Origin of the sequence: Xanthomonas sp. NCPPB 1638, from assembly GCF_041475635.2 — a bacterium.
Taxonomy (GTDB): Bacteria; Pseudomonadota; Gammaproteobacteria; order Xanthomonadales; family Xanthomonadaceae; genus Xanthomonas; species Xanthomonas cucurbitae.
On the sequence record NZ_CM192984.1, the window covers coordinates 3,724,760 to 3,743,509 of the forward strand.

18 protein-coding genes and 2 pseudogenes are annotated in these 18,750 nt (G+C 66.1%); 12 read left to right on the plus strand and 8 right to left on the minus strand.

Annotation, left to right across the window (positions count from 1 at the left end; all coding sequences use genetic code 11):
* Positions 1-77: 77 nt before the first annotated feature.
* The gene (gene darT / locus ACCQ13_RS16090; protein WP_104602389.1) at positions 78-728 is read left to right on the plus strand and encodes a type II toxin-antitoxin system toxin DNA ADP-ribosyl transferase DarT; all 651 of its coding nucleotides are present in this window, start codon (positions 78-80) and stop codon (positions 726-728) included.
* Positions 728-1,798: a type II toxin-antitoxin system antitoxin DNA ADP-ribosyl glycohydrolase DarG gene (darG, locus tag ACCQ13_RS16095; RefSeq protein WP_159407552.1), complete on the plus strand. Its 1,071-nt coding sequence runs from the start codon at positions 728-730 to the stop codon at positions 1,796-1,798. Before darT ends, darG begins: the two co-directional genes overlap by 1 nt.
* 101 nt (positions 1,799-1,899) lie before the next feature.
* On the opposite strand, the gene ACCQ13_RS16100 is transcribed toward darG, so the two are convergent.
* Positions 1,900-2,460, minus strand: coding sequence for a DUF924 family protein (locus ACCQ13_RS16100; protein WP_104602391.1), 561 nt, complete (start codon positions 2,458-2,460; stop codon positions 1,900-1,902).
* Positions 2,461-2,599: 139 nt separating this feature from the next.
* On the opposite strand from ACCQ13_RS16100, the gene ACCQ13_RS16105 reads away from it, so the two are divergent.
* Positions 2,600-4,000 carry an amidohydrolase gene (locus ACCQ13_RS16105; protein WP_159407553.1) on the plus strand — a complete coding sequence of 467 codons (1,401 nt, stop codon included), beginning with the start codon at positions 2,600-2,602 and terminating at the stop codon, positions 3,998-4,000.
* A complete protein-coding gene (locus ACCQ13_RS16110; protein WP_159407554.1) occupies positions 3,997-5,277 on the plus strand; it encodes an amidohydrolase family protein in 1,281 nt (426 codons plus the stop codon). Before ACCQ13_RS16105 ends, ACCQ13_RS16110 begins: the two co-directional genes overlap by 4 nt.
* 146 nt (positions 5,278-5,423) lie before the next feature.
* Here the strand turns inward: ACCQ13_RS16110 and ACCQ13_RS16115 are convergent.
* A pseudogene (locus ACCQ13_RS16115) lies at positions 5,424-6,239 on the minus strand (GH12 family glycosyl hydrolase domain-containing protein).
* 273 nt (positions 6,240-6,512) lie between these two features.
* Between ACCQ13_RS16115 and ACCQ13_RS16120 the strand changes: the two are divergent.
* Both ACCQ13_RS16120 and ACCQ13_RS16125 read left to right on the plus strand, forming a co-directional pair.
* Positions 6,513-6,848: pseudogene (locus ACCQ13_RS16120) on the plus strand (DegV family protein); the annotation flags it as partial.
* Positions 6,849-6,933: 85 nt separating this feature from the next.
* The gene (locus tag ACCQ13_RS16125; RefSeq protein ID WP_167526941.1) at positions 6,934-7,272 is read left to right on the plus strand and encodes a hypothetical protein; all 339 of its coding nucleotides are present in this window, start codon (positions 6,934-6,936) and stop codon (positions 7,270-7,272) included.
* A gap of 50 nt (positions 7,273-7,322) precedes the next feature.
* Here ACCQ13_RS16125 and fghA read toward each other — a convergent pair whose 3' ends face one another.
* The 4 genes from fghA to ACCQ13_RS16145 all read right to left on the minus strand — a co-directional run bounded on the left by fghA (position 7,323) and on the right by ACCQ13_RS16145 (position 10,881).
* The gene (gene fghA, locus ACCQ13_RS16130) at positions 7,323-8,153 is read right to left on the minus strand and encodes an S-formylglutathione hydrolase (RefSeq protein ID WP_159407555.1); all 831 of its coding nucleotides are present in this window, start codon (positions 8,151-8,153) and stop codon (positions 7,323-7,325) included.
* A 101-nt stretch (positions 8,154-8,254) separates the two neighbouring features.
* The gene (locus ACCQ13_RS16135; RefSeq protein WP_159407556.1) at positions 8,255-9,364 is read right to left on the minus strand and encodes an S-(hydroxymethyl)glutathione dehydrogenase/class III alcohol dehydrogenase; all 1,110 of its coding nucleotides are present in this window, start codon (positions 9,362-9,364) and stop codon (positions 8,255-8,257) included.
* A 62-nt stretch (positions 9,365-9,426) separates the two neighbouring features.
* Positions 9,427-9,702: a metal/formaldehyde-sensitive transcriptional repressor gene (locus tag ACCQ13_RS16140; RefSeq protein WP_104602397.1), complete on the minus strand. Its 276-nt coding sequence runs from the start codon at positions 9,700-9,702 to the stop codon at positions 9,427-9,429.
* A gap of 87 nt (positions 9,703-9,789) precedes the next feature.
* A complete protein-coding gene (locus tag ACCQ13_RS16145) occupies positions 9,790-10,881 on the minus strand; it encodes a glycosyltransferase (RefSeq protein WP_159407557.1) in 1,092 nt (363 codons plus the stop codon).
* Between the two features lie 137 nt (positions 10,882-11,018).
* Here ACCQ13_RS16145 and ACCQ13_RS16150 point away from each other — a divergent pair, with 137 nt between their 5' ends.
* Positions 11,019-11,732: a response regulator gene (locus ACCQ13_RS16150; protein WP_104602398.1), complete on the plus strand. Its 714-nt coding sequence runs from the start codon at positions 11,019-11,021 to the stop codon at positions 11,730-11,732.
* Positions 11,729-13,120, plus strand: a complete 1,392-nt coding sequence (locus ACCQ13_RS16155; RefSeq protein ID WP_104602399.1) for an ATP-binding protein — start codon at positions 11,729-11,731, stop codon at positions 13,118-13,120. Before ACCQ13_RS16150 ends, ACCQ13_RS16155 begins: the two co-directional genes overlap by 4 nt.
* Before the next feature lie 45 nt (positions 13,121-13,165).
* Here the strand turns inward: ACCQ13_RS16155 and ACCQ13_RS16160 are convergent, their stop codons facing one another.
* Positions 13,166-14,530 carry a glutamate--cysteine ligase gene (locus tag ACCQ13_RS16160; protein WP_104602400.1) on the minus strand — a complete coding sequence of 455 codons (1,365 nt, stop codon included), beginning with the start codon at positions 14,528-14,530 and terminating at the stop codon, positions 13,166-13,168.
* A 195-nt stretch (positions 14,531-14,725) separates the two neighbouring features.
* Positions 14,726-15,349, minus strand: a complete 624-nt coding sequence (yihA, locus tag ACCQ13_RS16165; protein ID WP_159407558.1) for a ribosome biogenesis GTP-binding protein YihA/YsxC — start codon at positions 15,347-15,349, stop codon at positions 14,726-14,728.
* A 143-nt stretch (positions 15,350-15,492) separates the two neighbouring features.
* Between yihA and ACCQ13_RS16170 the strand changes: the two genes are divergently transcribed.
* The 4 genes from ACCQ13_RS16170 (at position 15,493) to ACCQ13_RS16185 (ending at position 18,732) form a co-directional block, all read left to right on the plus strand.
* Positions 15,493-16,290: a c-type cytochrome gene (locus tag ACCQ13_RS16170; protein WP_167526942.1), complete on the plus strand. Its 798-nt coding sequence runs from the start codon at positions 15,493-15,495 to the stop codon at positions 16,288-16,290.
* A gap of 103 nt (positions 16,291-16,393) precedes the next feature.
* A complete protein-coding gene (locus ACCQ13_RS16175; protein ID WP_104602402.1) occupies positions 16,394-17,044 on the plus strand; it encodes a thiol:disulfide interchange protein DsbA/DsbL in 651 nt (216 codons plus the stop codon).
* A 91-nt stretch (positions 17,045-17,135) separates the two neighbouring features.
* The gene (locus tag ACCQ13_RS16180) at positions 17,136-17,945 is read left to right on the plus strand and encodes a thiol:disulfide interchange protein DsbA/DsbL (protein ID WP_104602403.1); all 810 of its coding nucleotides are present in this window, start codon (positions 17,136-17,138) and stop codon (positions 17,943-17,945) included.
* A gap of 49 nt (positions 17,946-17,994) precedes the next feature.
* Complete coding sequence (locus ACCQ13_RS16185) at positions 17,995-18,732, plus strand: endonuclease/exonuclease/phosphatase family protein (protein ID WP_104602493.1); 738 nt, start codon at positions 17,995-17,997, stop codon at positions 18,730-18,732.
* The last annotated feature ends 18 nt before the right edge of the window (positions 18,733-18,750 follow it).

Here is an 18,750-nt window from a genome sequence, read left to right on the forward strand (position 1 = left end):
CGGAAAATTCCGTCTGTCGTCTGTACACACTGGCTTTTGCTTCAGCCACTCTAGGCCATAGGGATCAGGACTGACCGATGTCTAGGCGCTACCTCAACCTCAATCCAGACAAAGCCCTGATCTGGCGCATCGTCCACCGCGATAATCTGCCTTGGATTCTGGACAACGGCCTGCATTGCGGTAACGGCAGCGCGCGTAGTCCGGGCTGGGTAAGCATCGGCAATCCTGAATTGATCGACAAGCGCGCCTGTCATCCTGTGCCGCTTACACCCGGCGGCTTCCTGAACGATTACGTGCCCTTCTACTTCACTCCATTTTCGCCAATGCTTCGCAACATCCAGACCGGCTGGGGAGGCATCCAACAACGCGCTAACGATGAAATTGTGATCCTTGTGTCCAGCTTGCATCATGTCAAGGCACGTGGGTGGCCCTTCCTGTTCACCGATAGTCATGCCTACTATCAGTTGACAACGTTCCATTCCGATTTGACCAATCTGGACACGATCGACTGGTCGCTGATCCAGGCGCGCGATTTTCGCCGCGATCAGGAGGATCCGGCCAAGTTCGAACGATATCAGGCCGAAGCGCTGGTCCACCGACACCTGCCCGTCGACGGCTTGCTCGGCATCGTGTGTTATACGGACGACATGAAGCGTTCCATCGAACGTCAGCTTGAAGCCCGAAACCTTGCACTTTCCGTGCATGCCCGCACCGAGTGGTACTTCTGATGATTACGTTTACGCAAGGCAATCTACTGCAGGCGCGCGTCGAGGCGTTGGTCAACACTGTCAACACCGTTGGAGTGATGGGTAAGGGCATCGCGCTGATGTTCAAGGAGCGCTTCAACGAAAACTTCCTCCGATATGCAGCAGCCTGCAAGGCAAAAGAAGTGCAGATCGGCAAGATGTTCGTCACTGCGACCAGCGAACTGGACGGACCACGCTGGATTATCAATTTCCCGACCAAACAGCACTGGCGTGGCGATTCACGAATCGAATGGATTACCGACGGGTTGCAGGATCTGCGCCTGTTCCTGATCGAAAACAAGGTCGAGTCGATTGCCATCCCGCCGCTGGGCGCCGGCAATGGAGGCTTGGACTGGGCCGACGTGCGCCCACTGATCGAAGAGGCGCTTGCCGGGCTAGATACCAATATTCTCGTATTCGAACCCACTCCAAGATATCAAAATGTCGCAAAGCGTTCCGGCGTGGAGAAGCTGACTCCAGCGCGCGCATTGATTGCCGAACTGGTACGTCGCTACTTGGTGCTAGGCGTGGAATGCAGCCTGTTGGAGATCCAGAAGCTTGCCTGGTTCCTTGAACGCAATATCGAGCGCGCCGGCTTGCCTACGTTGGATTTGCGCTTTGCGCCACACCGGTACGGGCCATATACCGATCGTCTGCGCCACCTGCTGGATGGGCTGGACGGCAGTTATCTTCACTGTGACAAGCGAATCGGAGACGCAGACCCCCTGGATGTCATCTGGTTCGATGATTCTCGCAAAAGCTTTGTGCAGAGCTATCTCAAGAGCGAAGCCAAGCAGTATGCCCCTGCACTGGAAGCCACTGCAGCCTTGATCGATGGCTTTGAATCTCCTTTTGGCATGGAGTTGCTGGCAACCATTGACTGGTTGGTCGTACGGGAGGGCATCTCTGCGCAAGTGGCAGATATCCGCGAGGGGATTCGCCACTGGCCGGGCGGCCCAGATGCAGCCGCGCGCAAAGACAGATTGTTCAACGACCGCGCCTTGGGCATCGCCCTGGAACGACTCACATCACATGCGGCTGCAGCGAGCTGATCGCCGTTCCCGCGTTGTGTTGGCGTGTCCTTCTAATGGCACTTCCTGTGCATTGGTACCCGCTTTACCGGACCCTCAACCAGGGTAGTTGAGGCCATCACTCAACCGGCAAACCCACCCTCATCCAGGAATTGTTGTTCCTCGGCCGTGGTGGGGCGCCCCAGCACCGCATTGCGATGCGGAAAGCGGCCGAAGCGTTGGATGATCTGCTGGTGCTCCAGTGCCCAGCCGGTGGCCTGTGCATCGTCCAAGGCGGTCATCAGCTGCACCGCACGCGCCTGCTCCTGCAGATCCTCGGCATGCTCGAACGGCAGGTAGAAAAACAGTCGCAATGGCGCCGATACCTGCTGATCGAATCTGCGGGCCAGGGCGTGCTTGGCGCAGTGCAATGCCAGGCCGTCGGTGGCATAGGCATGCGCGCTGCCGCGAAAGGCATTGCGCGGAAACTGGTCGAGCAGGATCAGCAGCGCCAGCGCATCTTCGGCACGCTCCATCCAGTGCGCGTACTCGCCGCGTGCGGCGGCAAAGTGTTGCTCACTGAAGTGCTGGCGGAAATTTGCGTCGAATGCGTCGTTATGGGTGAACCAGCGGGCCGAGCCGGCCAGCTCCCAGAACGCCAGCACCACATCGGCCTGCTTGTTGCGCTCTGACTTGGCGACCATCGACGTTTCCCTTGGTGAAGATGGCCCAGCATGCACCGACGCAGGTGATGGAGCCGCCACGGTGTAGCGCCAGCACTTGGCAATCCGGTCGCAGGCGGCTAGGTTTGCGGCCTACGCTTTCGTGTCACCGGGGAAATCCATGCGTTCCATCCTGTTCGCCGCCCTTGGCGCGGCGTTGTTGTGCGGGCCTGCGTCGGCGGCATCGCGTTTCGTGCAAGACCCCTACCCCAGTACCTACCACGCGCTGGCGTCCGGTCCGGTGCTGATCCAGCACGCCACGGTCCTGACCGGCACCGGCGAGCGGCTGGACGATGCCGACGTGCTGCTGCGCGACGGTAAGGTGGCTGCGGTAGGCCGCGCACTCCAGGCACCTGTCGATGCCCGTCGCATCGACGGCACCGGCAAATGGGTCACCCCCGGTATCATCGACGTGCACTCGCATCTGGGCGTGTATCCCAGCCCCGGCGTCAGCGCGCACAGCGATGGCAACGAGATGACCGCGCCCGTCACCCCCAACGTCTGGGCCGAACATTCGATCTGGCCGCAGGACCCGGGCTTCGGCACGGCGCTGGCTGGCGGCATCACCTCGCTGCAGATCCTGCCCGGCTCGGCCAACCTGATCGGCGGGCGCGGCGTCACGCTGAAGAACGTGGCCTCCACCACTTACCAGGGCATGAAATTCCCGGGCGCGCCATGGGGCCTGAAGATGGCCTGCGGCGAGAATCCCAAGCGCGTTTATGGCGAGAAGGGCGGCCCCGGCACCCGCATGGGCAATGTGGCCGGCTACCGCGCCGCCTTCATCGATGCGGCCGACTACCTGCAGAAGAACGCACCGAAGAAGAACAGCGAAAAGAAGCGCCACTGGTGGAGCCGCGGCGGCGACAACGACAGCAGCGGCGATGCCGGCGGCAAGCGCGACCTCAAGCTCGACACGCTGGCTGGCGCCATCAATGGCGATATCCGCGTGCACATCCACTGCTACCGCGCCGACGAAATGGCCACCATGCTGGACCTGTCCAAGGAATTCGGCTTCCACATCGCCGCCTTCCATCACGGCGTGGAGGCCTACAAACTGGCCGACCGGCTGGCGCAGGAAAACGTCTGCGGCGCGCTGTGGGCCGACTGGTGGGGCTTCAAGATGGAAGCCTTCGACGGCATCCAGGAAAACATCGCCATGGTCGACCGCCCGGCCAACAGCTGCGCCATCGTGCATTCGGATTCGGAAGAAGGCATCCAGCGGTTGAACCAGGAGGCCGCCAAGGTGATTGCCAACGCGCGCCGCAGCGGCATGGAGATTGCGCCCGAACGCGCCATCCGCTGGCTCACCAGCAACGCGGCCAAGGCACTGGGCATCGAGCAGCAGACCGGCGCATTGGAGCCGGGCAAGATGGGCGATGTGGTGGTGTGGAACGGCAACCCCTTCAGCTCCTACGCGCTGGCCGAACAGGTGTACATCGACGGTGCGCAGGTCTACGACCGCCACAACCGCGCATTGCAGCCGGTCTCGGACTTCATGCTCGGCCAGGAGGTGGCACGATGAGCCGCACACGCATAGATCGCCCGCGTTTGCGCGCACTGTCAGCCCTGCTGCTCGCGGCGCTGGCCTTGCCCGCCGCCGCCCAGCAGGTGCTGATCCGCGGTGCCACCGTGCACACCGCCACCGCACAGGGCACGCTGCAAAACACCGACGTGCTGGTGCAGGGTGGCGTGATCCGCGCCATCGGCAGCAACCTGGCGGCGCCGGCCGATGGCCGCGTGATCGACGCCAGGGGCCGGCCGCTGACCCCGGCGCTGTTCGGCGGCATCACCGAGATCGGCATCGAAGAAGTCTCCGGCGAAGACAGCACCGTGGACAGCGGCGTCAAGCTGGCCGATCAACCGATGCGCCCGGAATTCGACGTCACCCTGGCCTACAACCCGGACTCGGTGCTGGTGCCGGTGGCGCGCGTGGAAGGTATCGGATTCACGGCCCTGGGGGCGACCACCAGTGGCGCCTTCATCGCCGGCCAGGGTGGCATCGTGCGGCTGGATGGCAGCCCGGATCCGGTCGGCCCGCATGCCTTGTTCCTCCGGCTTGGTGCGGCAGCCTCCGACCTGACTGGCAGCTCGCGTGCCGCGCAGTGGATGCTGCTCGATCAACTGGTGGCCGAAGCGCGCGGCCGCGTGCCGGCCGATTCGCCGCATGCCTTGCTGACCCCGATGGGCCGCAGCGTGCTGGCCAAGTATCTGGCCGGGCAAGGCCGCATCGTGGTGCAGGTGGAACGGGCCGCCGACATCCGCCAGTTGTTGCGCTGGGCGCAGCGCGAGAAGGTACGCATCGCCATCGCCGGGGGCGCCGAAGCCTGGAAGCTGGCGCCGCAACTGGCCCAGGCCAAGGTGCCGGTGCTGGTCAATGCCCTGGCGGACCTGCCATCGACCTTCGACCAGGTCGGTGCCACGCTGGAAAACGCCGCGCGGCTGCGCGCCGCCGGCGTGGAGGTGAGCTTCAGCCAGAGCGGCGATGCCTCGCACAACGCACGCAAGCTGCGCCAGCTGGCCGGCAATGCCGTGGCCAACGGCCTGCCGTGGGAATCCGGCCTGGCCGGGCTGACCCGCGTGCCGGCGGAGATCTTCGGCGTGGCCGATCGCATCGGCAGTATTGCGGTGGGCAAGCAGGCCGACCTGGTGTTGTGGGAAGGCGACCCGCTGGACGTTGCGCAATACGCCGAGCAAGTGTGGCTGGGCGGGCGCGAGATGCCGATGCGCTCACGCCAGACCGAGCTGCGCGACCGTTACCTGCAACCAGCCGGGGCGCTGCCGCGTGCCTACCTGAAGTGACGCGCCTGCCGTGACTCGACGGCATGCGCGGCACGCCGTACATGCCGATCCGCGACGCCACCCAAGCCACGCAGGCGGGATAGTCCCCGGCAACCACCGGGGACCATCGGACGACCGCTGCGGCCGGTCGCCTCGCCTACTAGGGCCTACTTCGCGTCCATCGTGGCGCTGACCTTGGCCCAGCCGTTGCCGCGCACCACTTCAAAACCCGCTTCAGCCGCATGCAGGTACATGCTGTTGCTGTAACGACCATCCTTGGCACGATTGTTCTGCAGCCAGGTCAGGAATGGCTTGGCATCGATGTTGAGGCTGCCGCTGGTCTTGAGCGTGGGCTGGCCGGCGGTGCCGGTCGGGATGAAGGTGTAGACGTAATAGCCCGCGCCGGAGTTGAAGCCTTCCCACAGGTCGAAGGTGCGACCACCGGCGGTGATGACCTTGGTGGCGGTCACCGTGCCGATCGGCCAGGAGTTGTGCTCGCCCCAGATCATCACTTCCAGCTGCGGGTTGCCCTTGGCGGTATCCCAGCGGAAGAAGATGTCGTAGGCGAAATCGCCCGCCAGATTGCTGCCGCCGGCGCTGTAGTTGAACTTGAACGGCAACGCGCTGATCGAGGAAATCTGCTTGGGAAACAGCGTGTCGCTGGTCGGATTCCAGTCGTAGTGCCAGCCACGCACGATCGCCGGGTAGCCGTAGAGGTTGTAGTCGGCGAAGTTGAAGGTGATGGTCAGCTCGGGCGTGCTGCCGGTGCCGAAGGTGCCCTAGATGATGTTGTTGGGATCGTTGAAGTTGTTGACCCACGCATAGTGGTTGCCAAAGATCTTGTACGGCCCGGCCAGTGCCGCCGGTGCCAGGGCCACCAGACCGATGACCAATGCCGCCTTCCACCAACGCCGGGCGCGCGGCCGCGTGGCCGGTGCCTCGACGCCATGGAAATCAGGAAGGCTGCTTGCGATGTCGTGCATGTCGATTCTCCGTGATATTCGACGCGCCGGCATCGCTGCGATGCCGACGTCCCAACCCTGCGGCGGGCGCGTCGGACCCTAGCAGCGGCACCGCCGCAGGAGCTATAGCGATTCCGGCAGGCGTCACCCGCCAAGCACCATAGCGGGCGCTACCTTCCACTCGGCGCGTGCGCCGATGCGCAGTTCGTGCCCGCTGCGCTCCCTTGCCATTGCGCGCAATGGCAGTTACCAGCCCGCCGAAGCACTGCAATGGTGCGTAGCCGCATGCGCTGCAGTGCACTGGACATCAAGCCGGTGCTGCGCGCCTACCGCGGCAGTACCGCACCGGTCGCCAAGCGGAAAGGCTTCGAACCATCGGCCGAGAAGCTGTTCGGCTTTACCGTGCGCAAGATCCGCGAGGGGTTGATGACACCCACCGTATGCGTGGGCTATGGCGGCGAGCTGGCCGAGCTGCGCCGCCTGCCCGGCTATGCCGCGCTGCAGGCGGCCTGCCAGTCGCATGATGTGGAGCTGCTGGAGAGCGTGATGAGCCTGACCGGCATGGTCAATGTCGGCAAGGGCGCGTTGGCAGTGGGATTCGCTGCCGCGCCGCACGGGTTTGCGGCCTGAGGCCACGCGCGGCGGCGTACCGCTCTCGACGGTGTGCTCACCCGGCCTTGGTTAGGGTGCCGCCGTCATTCCATGGAACCTGCGCATGCCTGTCAGCTATTCAATCAGCCTGCCCGACCCCAAGCTCGCCCGTGGCAGCGCGCCGTCGGTGAGCTTCGATGCCCACGGTGCGCAAGCGTTCGCCGAACAGTTGCAGGCGGCGCTGCGCGACCCGGCGTGGTTCGATCGCTGGCGTCAGCTGCAGGCCGACCCGGACGCGGTGGACCCCGCGCTAGGCGTCACCGACCCAGCCGCCAGCGTCACTGGCGAACAGCGCGATCTGCGCATCGAGCTGGTGGCCACCACCAGCATTCCGGGCGATCTGTTCAAGCTGCGCATGCAGGCCCTGGCCGGTCACCACTGGGAAATGCGCGACGTACGTTGAGGGCCCGGCGTCGCGATCCGCACTGCGGCGCCCACGGCGCCGCGACACGCTCAACCACGCAGCGCTGCGGCATGGTGGGCGATGTGCTCGCCGATGAAGCTGGCGATGAAGTAATAGCTGTGGTCATACCCCGGCTGCAGACGCACGGTGACCGGATAACCCGCCGCCCTGGCGGCCGCTTCGAACAGCCCGGTCTTGAGCTGGCTGTCGAAAAACTCGTCGGCCTCGCCCTGGTCGATCAACAGTGGCAGGTGTTCCGATGCCTGCGCGATGAGCGCAGTCGCGTCATGCGCCGTCCATGCAGCACGGTCCTGGCCCAGGTACTGCCCGAACGCCTTCTCGCCCCACGGCACCTGGCTCGGCGCCACGATCGGCGAAAACGCCGACACGCTGCGATAACGCCCTGGATTTTTCAGCGCGATGGTGAGCGCGCCATGCCCCCCCATCGAGTGACCACTGATCGCGCGTGCAGCGGTAGTGGCGAAGTGCGCCTCGATCACGCCCGGTAATTCGTTCACCACATAGTCGTACATGCGGTAGTGCGCGGCCCACGGCTGCTGCGTGGCATCGACGTAGAATCCGGCGCCCTTGCCGATGTCGTAGCCCTCGGCGTCGGCAACGTGGTCGCCGCGCGGGCTGGTGTCCGGCGCCACCAGGATCAGGCCATGCTCGGCGGCGTAGCGCTGCGCGCCGGCCTTGCTGATGAAGTTCTGCTCGGTGCAGGTCAATCCGCTCAGCCAGTACAGCACCGGCAGCGGGCCATCGGCGGCCTGCGGCGGCAGGTACACACCCACCTGCATGCTGCAGCCCAGGCTCTGCGACTGATGCCGGTACACGTCTTGCCAGCCGCCGAAACAGGCGCGGTGTTCGCTACGTTCCATGAAGAGTCCTTACGATGGGGAAACCCCGCAACCGGAATGCCGGCCGCAGGGTGGTACGGGCATTGCCGCAGGCACCCGCCGCGCGCACGCTGCGCGCGCGATCAGAAATGGATCACGGTGCGGATCGACTTGCCTTCATGCATCAGGTCGAAGGCATGGTTGATCTCGTCCAGCGGCAGGGTGTGGGTAATGAACGGGTCCAGGTCGATCTCGCCGCGCATCGACTGCTCCACCATGCCCGGCAACTGCGTGCGGCCCTTGACGCCACCGAAGGCGCTGCCGCGCCACACCCGCCCGGTCACCAACTGGAACGGGCGGGTGCTGATCTCCTGGCCCGCGCCGGCCACGCCGATGACCACGCTCTCACCCCACCCTTTGTGGCAACACTCCAGCGCCGAACGCATCACGTTGACGTTGCCGATGCACTCGAAACTGAAATCCACGCCGCCATCGGTCAGCGCGACGATGACGTCCTGGATCGGCTTGTCGTAGTCCTTGGGATTGATGCAGTCGGTGGCACCCATGCTGCGCGCCAGCTCGAACTTGCCAGGGTTGGTGTCGATGGCCAGGATGCGCCCGGCCTTGGCCTGCACCGCGCCCTGGATCACCGCCAGCCCAATGCCGCCCAGGCCGAACACCGCCACGCTGTCGCCCGGCTTGACCTTGGCGGTGTTGTGCACCGCACCGATGCCGGTGGTGACGCCGCAACCGAGCAGGCACACTTTTTCCAGCGGCGCCTCCGGGTTGACCACCGCCAGCGAGATCTCCGGCACCACGGTGTATTCGCTGAAGGTGCTGCAGCCCATGTAGTGGTAGATCGGCTCGCCGTTATAGGAAAAGCGCGTGGTGCCGTCCGGCATCAGGCCCTTGCCCTGGGTGGCGCGCACCGCCTGGCACAGGTTGGTCTTGCCGGACAGGCAGAACTTGCACTGGCGGCATTCGGCGGTGTACAGCGGGATGACGTGGTCGCCGACCTTGACGCTGGTGACACCTTCGCCCACCTGCTCGACAATGCCGCCGCCTTCGTGGCCGAGCACGGCCGGGAAGATGCCTTCCGGGTCGTCACCGGACAACGTGAAGGCATCGGTATGGCACACGCCGGTATGGGTGATGCGGACCAGTACTTCGCCGGCCTGCGGCGGCGCGACGTCGATTTCGACGATTTCCAGCGGCTTGCCGGGACCGAATGCAACTGCTGCACGGGATTTCATTGCGATAACTCCTGAGATGGATGATCGGGGACGGGCACGGCATGCGCCGGCCGGTCGGGAATTCATTTGAGATACGAGCGGACCAGGCCCAGCAGCTCCTGCACGCGCTCGGCACGTTGCGCATCGGACGCGGCGGCATGCCCGAAATCTTCACGGATATGCGCTTCCAGCACCTGCGACATCAGCCCATTGACCGCCCCGCGGATCGCGGCGATCTGCTGCAGCACCGGGGCGCAGTCCGCGCCCGACTGCAGCGCGCGCTCGAGCGCATCGCACTGCCCGCGCAAGCGCCGTACCCGCGCCAGCGCGCGGTTCTTTTCCAGCGGCGAATGCGGCATGCAGCCCCCACGTAGAATACTGGGGGGTAGTATACCCGCATGCATCTTCGGCTGCAGACGCCGCTGCAAGGCGCTGCCGTGAGACGGTCAGCGCTCGACGATCATCGGTGCTGCGCCAACCGCCGCTCCTGCCACGCACTCGGGCTGCGAGGCCAGCACCGCCGCGCGAAACCTGGCGGCGAACGCGCCATCGTTGGCCTGGTAGAACGCGCGGGCGTTGGCCGACAGGTGATCGAGCGTTGTCTGCGGCATGGCCAGCGCAGTTTCCACCGCATGCGTGATGCCGGCCCTGTCGACGTAGTAGTACGACGCCAAGCGCCGCTGACGCACCTCGGCCACCGGAATCAGCACACCGTGGTCGGGCCGCACCAGCTCGTTCATCGGCTCGCCGTCGGTGGCCAGGGTGATCGCCCCGACACTCAGCGCTTCCATCAGGTAATGCCCGAAGCCCTCGGCCTCGGAGGGGCAGATGTGGAACAGATGCGCATTCTGCAGCCGGCGCAATTCGGCATCGTCCAGGTAGCAGACCCGGTGATGGATATTGGGCGCGACCACCGGCTTGCCGGCGGTGCGCGGATTTTGCACCACCGTCAGCAGCGGCCACTGCGGGTGCTGCTTCCAGGTGTCGAGCAAGACCCGGGTGCCCTTGGCGGTGCTGCGCCCGGCCAGATGGAAGAACGCGCGCTGGCGCGGCACCTGCGGATCGTAGCGGTCTGGACTGGTGAAGCCGATATGCCGCGTGACGCAGCCAAGGCCCTGAAAGATCCGCTCGGCATGACGGGTCTTGCACAGCACCGCATCGAATTTCGGCAACGACGGCAGCCACTTGGGCAGCAACCACTCCGGATTGGGGACCAGCAGATTGACCTGGCCCAGCGGCAGGCAACGCGCATAGACCCGCTCGGAAAAGATCTGCACCGGCACCCGCCCGAACACCATGCGGCCCGCCCACAGACGCGCCTCGCGCGCGGTATCGTGCAGCCGCTGGCTGGTGAAGCCCACTTCCTGCACCGGCACGCCGCCCGCGCGCAGCGCCTGCGCCATCAACACCATGTCGCGGGTCAGGCCCACGCCATTGTCGCGACTGATGACCCGCATCATCGGAAACGCCGCCACCGGCGCGTACTGGCCGGTGAGGTAGCCCGCTGACGCGGGCACGCTGTCACTTCGTTGTGTCATGCTGCATCACACATGTGTCATAGGTTGACAAATTCAGCCATTATCATGTTGGTCTTGAGCCTGCGGCAGCAACCACCATGCATCCGGCACCCCTCACTTCTTGCGGGATTCCCGCCCCCCCGGCAACGATCACGCCCATGCACCACCCCCGCCTTCTTGTCGTCGACGACGACCCGGATCTACGTAAACTGATCGGCGAATTCCTCAGCGCCCATGGCTACCAGGTGGAAATGGCCGAGAGCGTTGCGCAGATGCGCCAGAGCATGGCCCTGCACCGCCCGGACCTCATCGTACTCGACGTGATGTTGCCCGGAGAAGATGGCCTGAGCGCGGCACGCGCGCTGACCAGCCAGCGCGGTGCCCCGGCGGTCATCATGCTCAGCGCGCTGGGTAACGATACCGACCGCATCATCGGCCTGGAAGTGGGTGCCGACGACTACCTCGCCAAGCCCTGCAATCCGCGGGAATTGCTGGCCCGCGTGCGCGCCCTGCTGCGGCGCAGCCAGGCCAGCCACGAGCAGGCCGACCAGCGTGGCAACGTCTACGAGTTCGCCGGCTGGCGGCTGGACGTGGTACGGCGTGACCTGCGCGACCCCACCGGCATCTTCATCAATCTGTCAGATGGTGAATTCGCGCTGCTGCGCACCTTCGTCGAACACCCGCAGCGGGTGCTCAGCCGCGACCAGCTGCTGGACTACGCACGCGGCCGCGACACCGACGTCTACGACCGCGCCATCGACAGCCAGATCAGCCGCCTGCGCCGCAAGATCAACGAGCGCGTGCATACCGAGCTGATCCGCACCGTGCGCAACGAAGGCTACATGCTGCTGCCGAGCGTCTCGCGCCTGTGAGCCACTCGCCACGTCGCGGGCTGTCGATCTTTGCCCGGACGTTTGTATTGCTGGCGGTCGCCCTGCTGACCGCCCAGGGCGTCGGCATTGCGCTGTTGGTCCTGCGCACGCCCGTGTACGAACCCCCGGTGCATCCACCGGAAGTGGTGGCACTGCTGTCCACGCGCATGCCTGCGGGCACGCGCTCGCTCACGGTCACCGACCACACGCAGGCACCGTCGCCACCGGTCGGCCAGGTCCGCGACCGCGTTGCGGAAATGCTGCTGGCGCACTGGCTGGGCGTGGACCGGCAGCGCATGCGCTTCTACCGCAGCGCCGACGCGCGCGGCGACGCCGGCAGCCTCCCGGCCAGTGCCGATGCGGCGCGCAGTGCAGTATCGGAGGGCAGCAGCGGCCTGCCGGCCGACTGGGAAAACGAACGCCTGACCCCCGCGGTCCCGTTGCTGGATGGCTTCACCGCAGCCCTGCAGCAGCCCGATGGCCGCTGGCGCACCGTGCAATCGCCGCCCCGCCGACTGTCGGCCGAGTTCAAGACCCATGTGGTGCTGCTGTTCCTGGCCGGATTGCTGGTCAATGTGCCGCTGGCGTGGTGGTTTTCGCGCGCGCTGTCGGCACCGATCCAGCGCTTCGCCGAAGCGGCCGACCGCCTGGGCCGCAATCCCGAGGCCCCCGCACTGCAACGCAGCGGTCCGCCGGAAATCGTGCGCGCGGCCGACTCGTTCAATGCCATGCAGGCGCGCCTGAACCGGCTCATCAACGAACGTACCCATATGGTTGCGGCGATCGCCCACGACCTGCGCACGCCGCTGGCACGGCTGTCCTTTCGCCTGGACGACCTGCAACCGCCGCTGCGCGAGAAAGCGCTGGCCGATCTGGAAGAGATGAAGGCGATGATCTCCGCCGCGCTGGATTTCATCCAGAACGACCGCCACCGCGGCGCGCGCGCGCCACTGGATCTGCGCTTGCTGGTGGAAAGCGTGGTCGACAATGCCACCGATATCGGCGCCGATGCCGCCTTGCTGCCCGGCCCGGCGATCACCCTGGAAGGCGACCCGCTGGCGCTGCGGCGCGCGGTGATGAACCTGCTGGAGAACGCGTTGAAATATGGCCAACGCCCACGCCTGCACTTGCAGCGCGATGGCGAGGACGGCGTGCTGTGGATCGACGACGACGGCCCCGGCATCGATCCCATGCAACGCGAACAGCTGCTGCTGCCGTTCGTGCGTGGCGAATCCTCGCGCAACCGTGGCACCGGCGGCATCGGCCTGGGGCTGTCGGTGGCGCACAGCATCGTGCTGGCCCACGGCGGCGACCTGCGTCTGGACAACCGTGCCGAAGGCGGATTACGGGTGACGGTGCGACTGCCGTGCATGCCGGAGCGGCGCTGACCACGCTGGCAACGCCCGCGTACCAGATGCCGCCCGCCCGATGGCTCAGTACGCGAACTCGCGGAACACGCGATCGATATCGCCCTTCCATGCGCCGTGATACAGCGCCAGCTTGCGCTCGGCGGCGGTGACGCCGCTATCGGCGATCTCGGCGATCACGTCGAGAAAACCGGTTTCGTCCTGGCCGTCGCGATTGAGCTGCGCGCGGCGGCGCAGCCCTTCGCGCGCGATGTTCACCGCCTCCACGGCCAGGTCGCGCAACGTGCCATTGCGGAACGGCAGGCCCAGCGCATGCCTGGGCACGCCGTCGCGCAGTGCGTGGCGCTCGGCGGGACTGAAATTCTTGACCAGGTCCCAGGCCGCGTCCAGCGCCGTGTCGTCGTAGAGCAGGCCCACCCAGAACGCCGATAGCGCACACAGGCGATCCCACGGACCGGCGTCGGCGCCGCGCATTTCCAGATACTTCTTCAGGCGCACTTCCGGGAATGCGGTGGTCATGTGGTCGGACCAGTCGCGCAGCGTCGGCAACGCGCCCGGCAGCGCCGGCAGCCTGCCTTGCATGAAATCGCGGAAGCTCTGCCCGCTGGCATCGTGATAGACGCCATCGCGGTAGGAAAAATACATCGGCACATCGAGCAGGTAGTCGACGTAACGCTCGTAGCTGAAGCCGTCTTCGAACACGAAATCCAGCATGCCGGTGCGGTCGGCGTCGGTATCGGTCCAGATATGCGAGCGGTAGCTCAGGTAGCCGTTGGGCTTGCCCTCGGTGAACGGCGAATCGGCGAACAAGGCAGTGGCGATCGGCTGCAGCGCCAGCGAGACGCGGAACTTCTTCACCATGTCCGCTTCGGTGGCGTAATCCAGATTGACCTGCACCGTGCAGGTGCGCGTCATCATGTCCAGGCCGAGCGAACCGACCTTGGGCATGTAGCGCTTCATGATCTGGTAGCGGCCCTTGGGCATCCACGGCATCTGGTCGCGGCGCCACTTGGGCTGGAAACCCATGCCCAGGAACCCCAGCTGCAACTCGCCGGCCACCTGAGCCACTTCGTCCAGGTGGGTGCCGGTTTCCACACAGGTGTGGTGCAGGGTCTCCACCGCCGCGCCAGAGAGTTCCAGCTGGCCGGCCGGCTCCAGCGTCACCGAGGCGCCGTCGCGCAACAGCGCGATGGTGCGGCCGTTTTCCTGCACCGGTTCCCAGCCGAAGCGGGTCAGCCCGGTGAGCAAGGCCTCGATGCCACGCGCGCCATCGAAGGCGGGCGCACGCAGATCGTCCAGCTGGAAACCGAACTTTTCATGCTCGGTGCCGATGCGCCAGTGCGTGCGGGGCTTCTCGCCGGAGGCCAGCACCTGGACCAGTTCCGCGCGTTCGGTGATCGGCGTTTCGGCAACGTGGCTGGGACTCGACAAAGGCGGGCTCGCAAACGTGAGGGGGTGGGACGATGTGGGGCTACTCCCCATCCACCGCAAGGCCCGCACTATACCCGCAGGGCATTGAAGAATTGCCGCCACCGGCCGGGTCTGAGATTTCCATCCATGCGCATGGCGCGCACTGGCCGGCGCTGGCGCGGCATTGCGCACAGCGGCGGTTGCGTCCGCCAGGCATCACTGCCCGGCAGGCGCTTCCACATCCAGTCCCAGCCAGCCGCCCACGATGCCGCGCAATTCGTCCACGCCCTGGCGCGATTCGCCCGAATAGGTCTGCACGGTCACGCTGTCGCCGAAGCGCGAGGTCACTTCCTTCTTGACCTTTTGCAGGGTCTGCATCTGCTGGCCACGGCCGAGCTTGTCGGCCTTGGTCAGCAAGCCGTGGGCGGGCAGGCCGCGTTCGGCCGCGTAGCCCAGCATCTGCAGGTCGTAGTCCTTGAGCGGGTGGCGGATGTCCATGACCACCACCAACCCGCGCAAGGCCTCGCGCGTGCGGAAATAGCGGTCGATGAAGGCCTGCCAGTGCGCCTGCAGGTCCTGCGGCACCTTGGCGTAACCGTAGCCTGGCAGGTCCACCAGATAGCGCTCGGGCTGGATCTGGAAAAACACCAATTGCTGGGTGCGGCCGGGCGTCTTGGACACGCGCGCAAGCGCGTTCTGCCGGGTCAGCGCATTGAGCGCGCTGGATTTTCCGGCGTTGGAGCGGCCGGCGAAGGCCACCTCGAAGCCACCATCGTCGGGCAATTGCCGGGCGGTGTGGGCGGACAGGTGGTAGCGGGCTTGTTCGATAAGGAGCGACATCCCGCTAGGATCGCACGTTCGGGCCTGACGGTTTTGCTGCACTGTTCGTTGACCCTGGCACGAAGGCATGTCGATAATCCGGGCACGCCTGCCACAGCCAGCACCCAACGCGCGCGGGCCGGGTCCATACGGAGCTTCAGCTGATGCGCCATGCTCGTGTGTTAGTCCTCGCCGCACTCGCCGTGCCGGTCATTGCGGCCGTGGCGTTTGCGCAGTCGGCGGTCACGCCGATCCCCGATCCGCCGCCGGTGCGCGTTGCGCCGCTGGAGGTGGACCTGGCCAAAACCACCTGGGGCGATGCCAAGGCCGGCCAGACCAAGGCCGCGGCCTGTACCGCCTGCCACGGCCCGGACGGCAATCCCGCCCTGGCCATGTACCCGCGCATCGCCGGCCAGACCGAGCGCTACGTGGCACACCAGGTGGCGCTGATCGCCAGCGGCGAGCGCAACAGTGGGATGTCGGCGGTGATGGTGCCCTTCGTCAAGGACCTCACCGCGCAGGACATGCGCGACCTGGGCGCCTACTTCGCCACCCAGAAGTCTGCCGCCGGGGTCGCCGACGATGCGGTGATTGCCGAGGGGCCGTACCAGGGAATGAAGTTCTACGAAGTTGGCGAGAAGCTCTACCGCAGCGGCGATGTCGCACGCGGCGTGCCGGCCTGCATGGCCTGTCATGGCCCATCCGGCGGCGGCAACCCGGGCCCCGCCTACCCACGCCTGGGCGGCCAGCATGCCGACTACGTGGCACGGCGCCTGAAGGACTACCAGGCCGGCACCACCCAGGAGCGCAATCCAGCGCTGTTCCATATCATGGCGCAGGTGGCCAAGCCGCTGACCGAGCAGGAGATCCAGGCGCTGTCCAGCTACCTGCAAGGCCTGCACGATCGCGCCGACGACGCGGCCGCCGCTCAAGTGGCCAACGCCCCCCCGGCACGCTCGTGAGCTGAGTCGCCCCACCACCCCACCACCCCACCGCGTCACGACGCCGGTCCCGCGACCGGCGTCGTCGTTTCCCGCCCTCTCGCGCATCCCCCACGGAGCCTGCATGAAGCTGTTTTCCCGTCTGTCCCTGCTGCTATTGATCCTGGTGCCGCTGGCGGCCTGTGCCGCCGACAAGAAGGCTGTGCCGGTCGAAGGCGAGGATTACACCCTGATCGACGGCGGCCAGCCGTACGCGCCGCTGGCTGGCAAGGTCGAAGTGGTGGAAGTGTTCGGCTATACCTGCCCGCACTGCGCGCACTTCGAACCGACGCTGGAAGCCTGGGCAGCCAAGCAGCCTTCCTACGTGCGCTTCACCCCGGTGCCGGCGGCGTTTGGTGGCTTCTGGGATACCTTCGCGCGCGCCTACTTCACCGCCGACATCCTGGGCGTGGCCAAGCGTAGCCATCGCGCCATGTTCGATGCCATCCACGAAAAGCAGAGCGTGCCGACCCAGAACGTCGCCCCGGACGAACTGGCCGTGTTCTATGCCGACTACGGCGTGCCGCAGCAGCGCTTCGTGGACACCTTCAAGAGCGCAGCGGTGGACGCCAGGCTCAAGGCCGCGCGCGAGTTCGCGCAGCGTAGCAAGCTGCCCGGCACGCCGGCCCTCATCGTCAACGGACGTTACCTGATCGGTGCACGCGATTACCCGCAGATGCTGAAGATTGCCGACTATCTGATCGCCCGAGAACACGCCGGGCCGGCCAAGCGCTGAACCACCTAACCGTGACCAACGCCCACCCGTGGCATCATGCGCCCCGCGGCCACCCGGCCCTTTCCTCGCCCCACGCTGGAGATCCAATCCGATGAAGATCCGCTTCGCCCTGACGCTGATGGCGCTGCTCCCGATCCTGGTCGCCTGCAAGGCCCAGGACGGCTCCTCCGACACCGCGCCGGCCACCACCACCACCGCGCCTGCTGCCGCGCCGGCCGCCACCACGCCAGTGGCCGACCCGGCGGCCCCGCCGGCTGTCGGCGAAAGCGCCACCACCCCGCCGCCAGCCGCACCCAGCGCCGCCCCGCGCGCGCCCAACGGCCCGGAGCCGGTCGCCGGCACCGACTATGTGGACATCCAGGGTGGCCAGCCGTACCAGCAGGCGGCGGGCAAGATCGAAGTGGCCGAGATCTTCGGCTACGTCTGCCCGGCCTGCAACGCGTTCCAGCCACTGATCGGGCCGTGGAAGGCCGGCCTGCCGTCGGACGTGCAGTTCGTCTACGTGCCGGCGCTGTTCGGCGGCCCCTGGGACGACTATGCCCGCGCGTTCTATGCCGCCGAGACCATGGGCGTGCAGGAAAAGACCCACGAGGCGCTGTATAAGGCCATCCATGTCGACCAGACCCTCAAGGGCGAGCGCGGCAGGGATTCGGTGCAGGACATCGCCGCGTTCTACGCCAAGTACGGCGTGGACCAGAAGACCTTCATCGACACCATGGGCAGCTTCGGCGTCTCGGCCAAGACCAACCGCGCCAAGCAGTTCGCCACCCGCAGCACCATCACCGGCACGCCGTCGCTGGTTGTCAACGGCAAGTATCTGGTCAAGGGCAAGAGCTTCCCGGACATGCTGCGCATCGCCGACCACCTGATCGCGCGCGAGCGCGCTACGTTGGCCAAGTGAGCCGAGCGTTCGCCGCGTCGTGAACGCTCCGGATTCGCGCACCCTGCGGGTGCTGACCGCCAATATCCAGGCCGGCTCCAGCACCCGCCGCTACAGCGACTACGTGACCCGCAGCTGGTCGCACGCCTTGCCGCTGGGCAGCAAGCGCACCAGCCTGGACAGCATCGCCAAGCTGGCGGGCGAGCGCGACATCGTCGGCTTGCAGGAAGCCGATCCGGGCAGCCTGCGCTCGGGCTTCACCAACCAGACCCATTACCTGGCAGAGCGCGCCGGCTTCCACTATTGGAGCCATCAGCCCAACCGCCGCATGGGCGGGGTGGCCTCCAGCGCGAACGGCCTGCTGAGCAAGCTGGAACCGCTGGACGTGCAGGACCATGCCCTGCCCGGCCGCATCGGCGGGCGCGGCATCCTGCTGGCCAAGTTCGGAAAGGGCCGCGATGGCCTGGCCGTGGCGGTGGCACACCTGTCGCTGGGCGCCAATTCGCGCATGGCGCAGCTGGCCTTCATCGCCGAACTGTTGTCCGAGCATCCCAACGTGATGTTGATGGGCGACTTCAACTGCGTGGCCGACCGGCCGGAAATGCAGGCCCTGTACCGCCACACCCGCTTGCAGCCACCGGGCTGCGTGGTGCACACCTTTCCCAGCTGGCGGCCGGATCGCGCCATCGACCACATCCTGGTCAGCGACAGCCTGGTGATCGAACATACCGAAGCCATCCCCGCCGCCTTTTCCGATCACCTGGCGGTCGGCATGGATGTGCGCGTTCCGCTGCAGCTGTTGCGCTAGCGCACGCAAATTGCCGAC

What these genes read in the sequence shown, in the direction of transcription:
- darT (WP_104602389.1), top strand. Translation starts at nt 78, where the DNA reads ATGTCTAGGCGCTACCTCAACCTCAATCCAGACAAAGCCCTGATCTGG.
- darG (WP_159407552.1), top strand. Translation starts at nt 728, where the DNA reads ATGATTACGTTTACGCAAGGCAATCTACTGCAGGCGCGCGTCGAGGCG.
- ACCQ13_RS16100 (WP_104602391.1), bottom strand. Translation starts at nt 2,460, where the DNA reads ATGGTCGCCAAGTCAGAGCGCAACAAGCAGGCCGATGTGGTGCTGGCG.
- ACCQ13_RS16105 (WP_159407553.1), top strand. Translation starts at nt 2,600, where the DNA reads ATGCGTTCCATCCTGTTCGCCGCCCTTGGCGCGGCGTTGTTGTGCGGG.
- ACCQ13_RS16110 (WP_159407554.1), top strand. Translation starts at nt 3,997, where the DNA reads ATGAGCCGCACACGCATAGATCGCCCGCGTTTGCGCGCACTGTCAGCC.
- ACCQ13_RS16125 (WP_167526941.1), top strand. Translation starts at nt 6,934, where the DNA reads ATGCCTGTCAGCTATTCAATCAGCCTGCCCGACCCCAAGCTCGCCCGT.
- fghA (WP_159407555.1), bottom strand. Translation starts at nt 8,153, where the DNA reads ATGGAACGTAGCGAACACCGCGCCTGTTTCGGCGGCTGGCAAGACGTG.
- ACCQ13_RS16135 (WP_159407556.1), bottom strand. Translation starts at nt 9,364, where the DNA reads ATGAAATCCCGTGCAGCAGTTGCATTCGGTCCCGGCAAGCCGCTGGAA.
- ACCQ13_RS16140 (WP_104602397.1), bottom strand. Translation starts at nt 9,702, where the DNA reads ATGCCGCATTCGCCGCTGGAAAAGAACCGCGCGCTGGCGCGGGTACGG.
- ACCQ13_RS16145 (WP_159407557.1), bottom strand. Translation starts at nt 10,881, where the DNA reads ATGACACAACGAAGTGACAGCGTGCCCGCGTCAGCGGGCTACCTCACC.
- ACCQ13_RS16150 (WP_104602398.1), top strand. Translation starts at nt 11,019, where the DNA reads ATGCACCACCCCCGCCTTCTTGTCGTCGACGACGACCCGGATCTACGT.
- yihA (WP_159407558.1), bottom strand. Translation starts at nt 15,349, where the DNA reads ATGTCGCTCCTTATCGAACAAGCCCGCTACCACCTGTCCGCCCACACC.
- ACCQ13_RS16170 (WP_167526942.1), top strand. Translation starts at nt 15,493, where the DNA reads ATGCGCCATGCTCGTGTGTTAGTCCTCGCCGCACTCGCCGTGCCGGTC.
- ACCQ13_RS16175 (WP_104602402.1), top strand. Translation starts at nt 16,394, where the DNA reads ATGAAGCTGTTTTCCCGTCTGTCCCTGCTGCTATTGATCCTGGTGCCG.
- ACCQ13_RS16180 (WP_104602403.1), top strand. Translation starts at nt 17,136, where the DNA reads ATGAAGATCCGCTTCGCCCTGACGCTGATGGCGCTGCTCCCGATCCTG.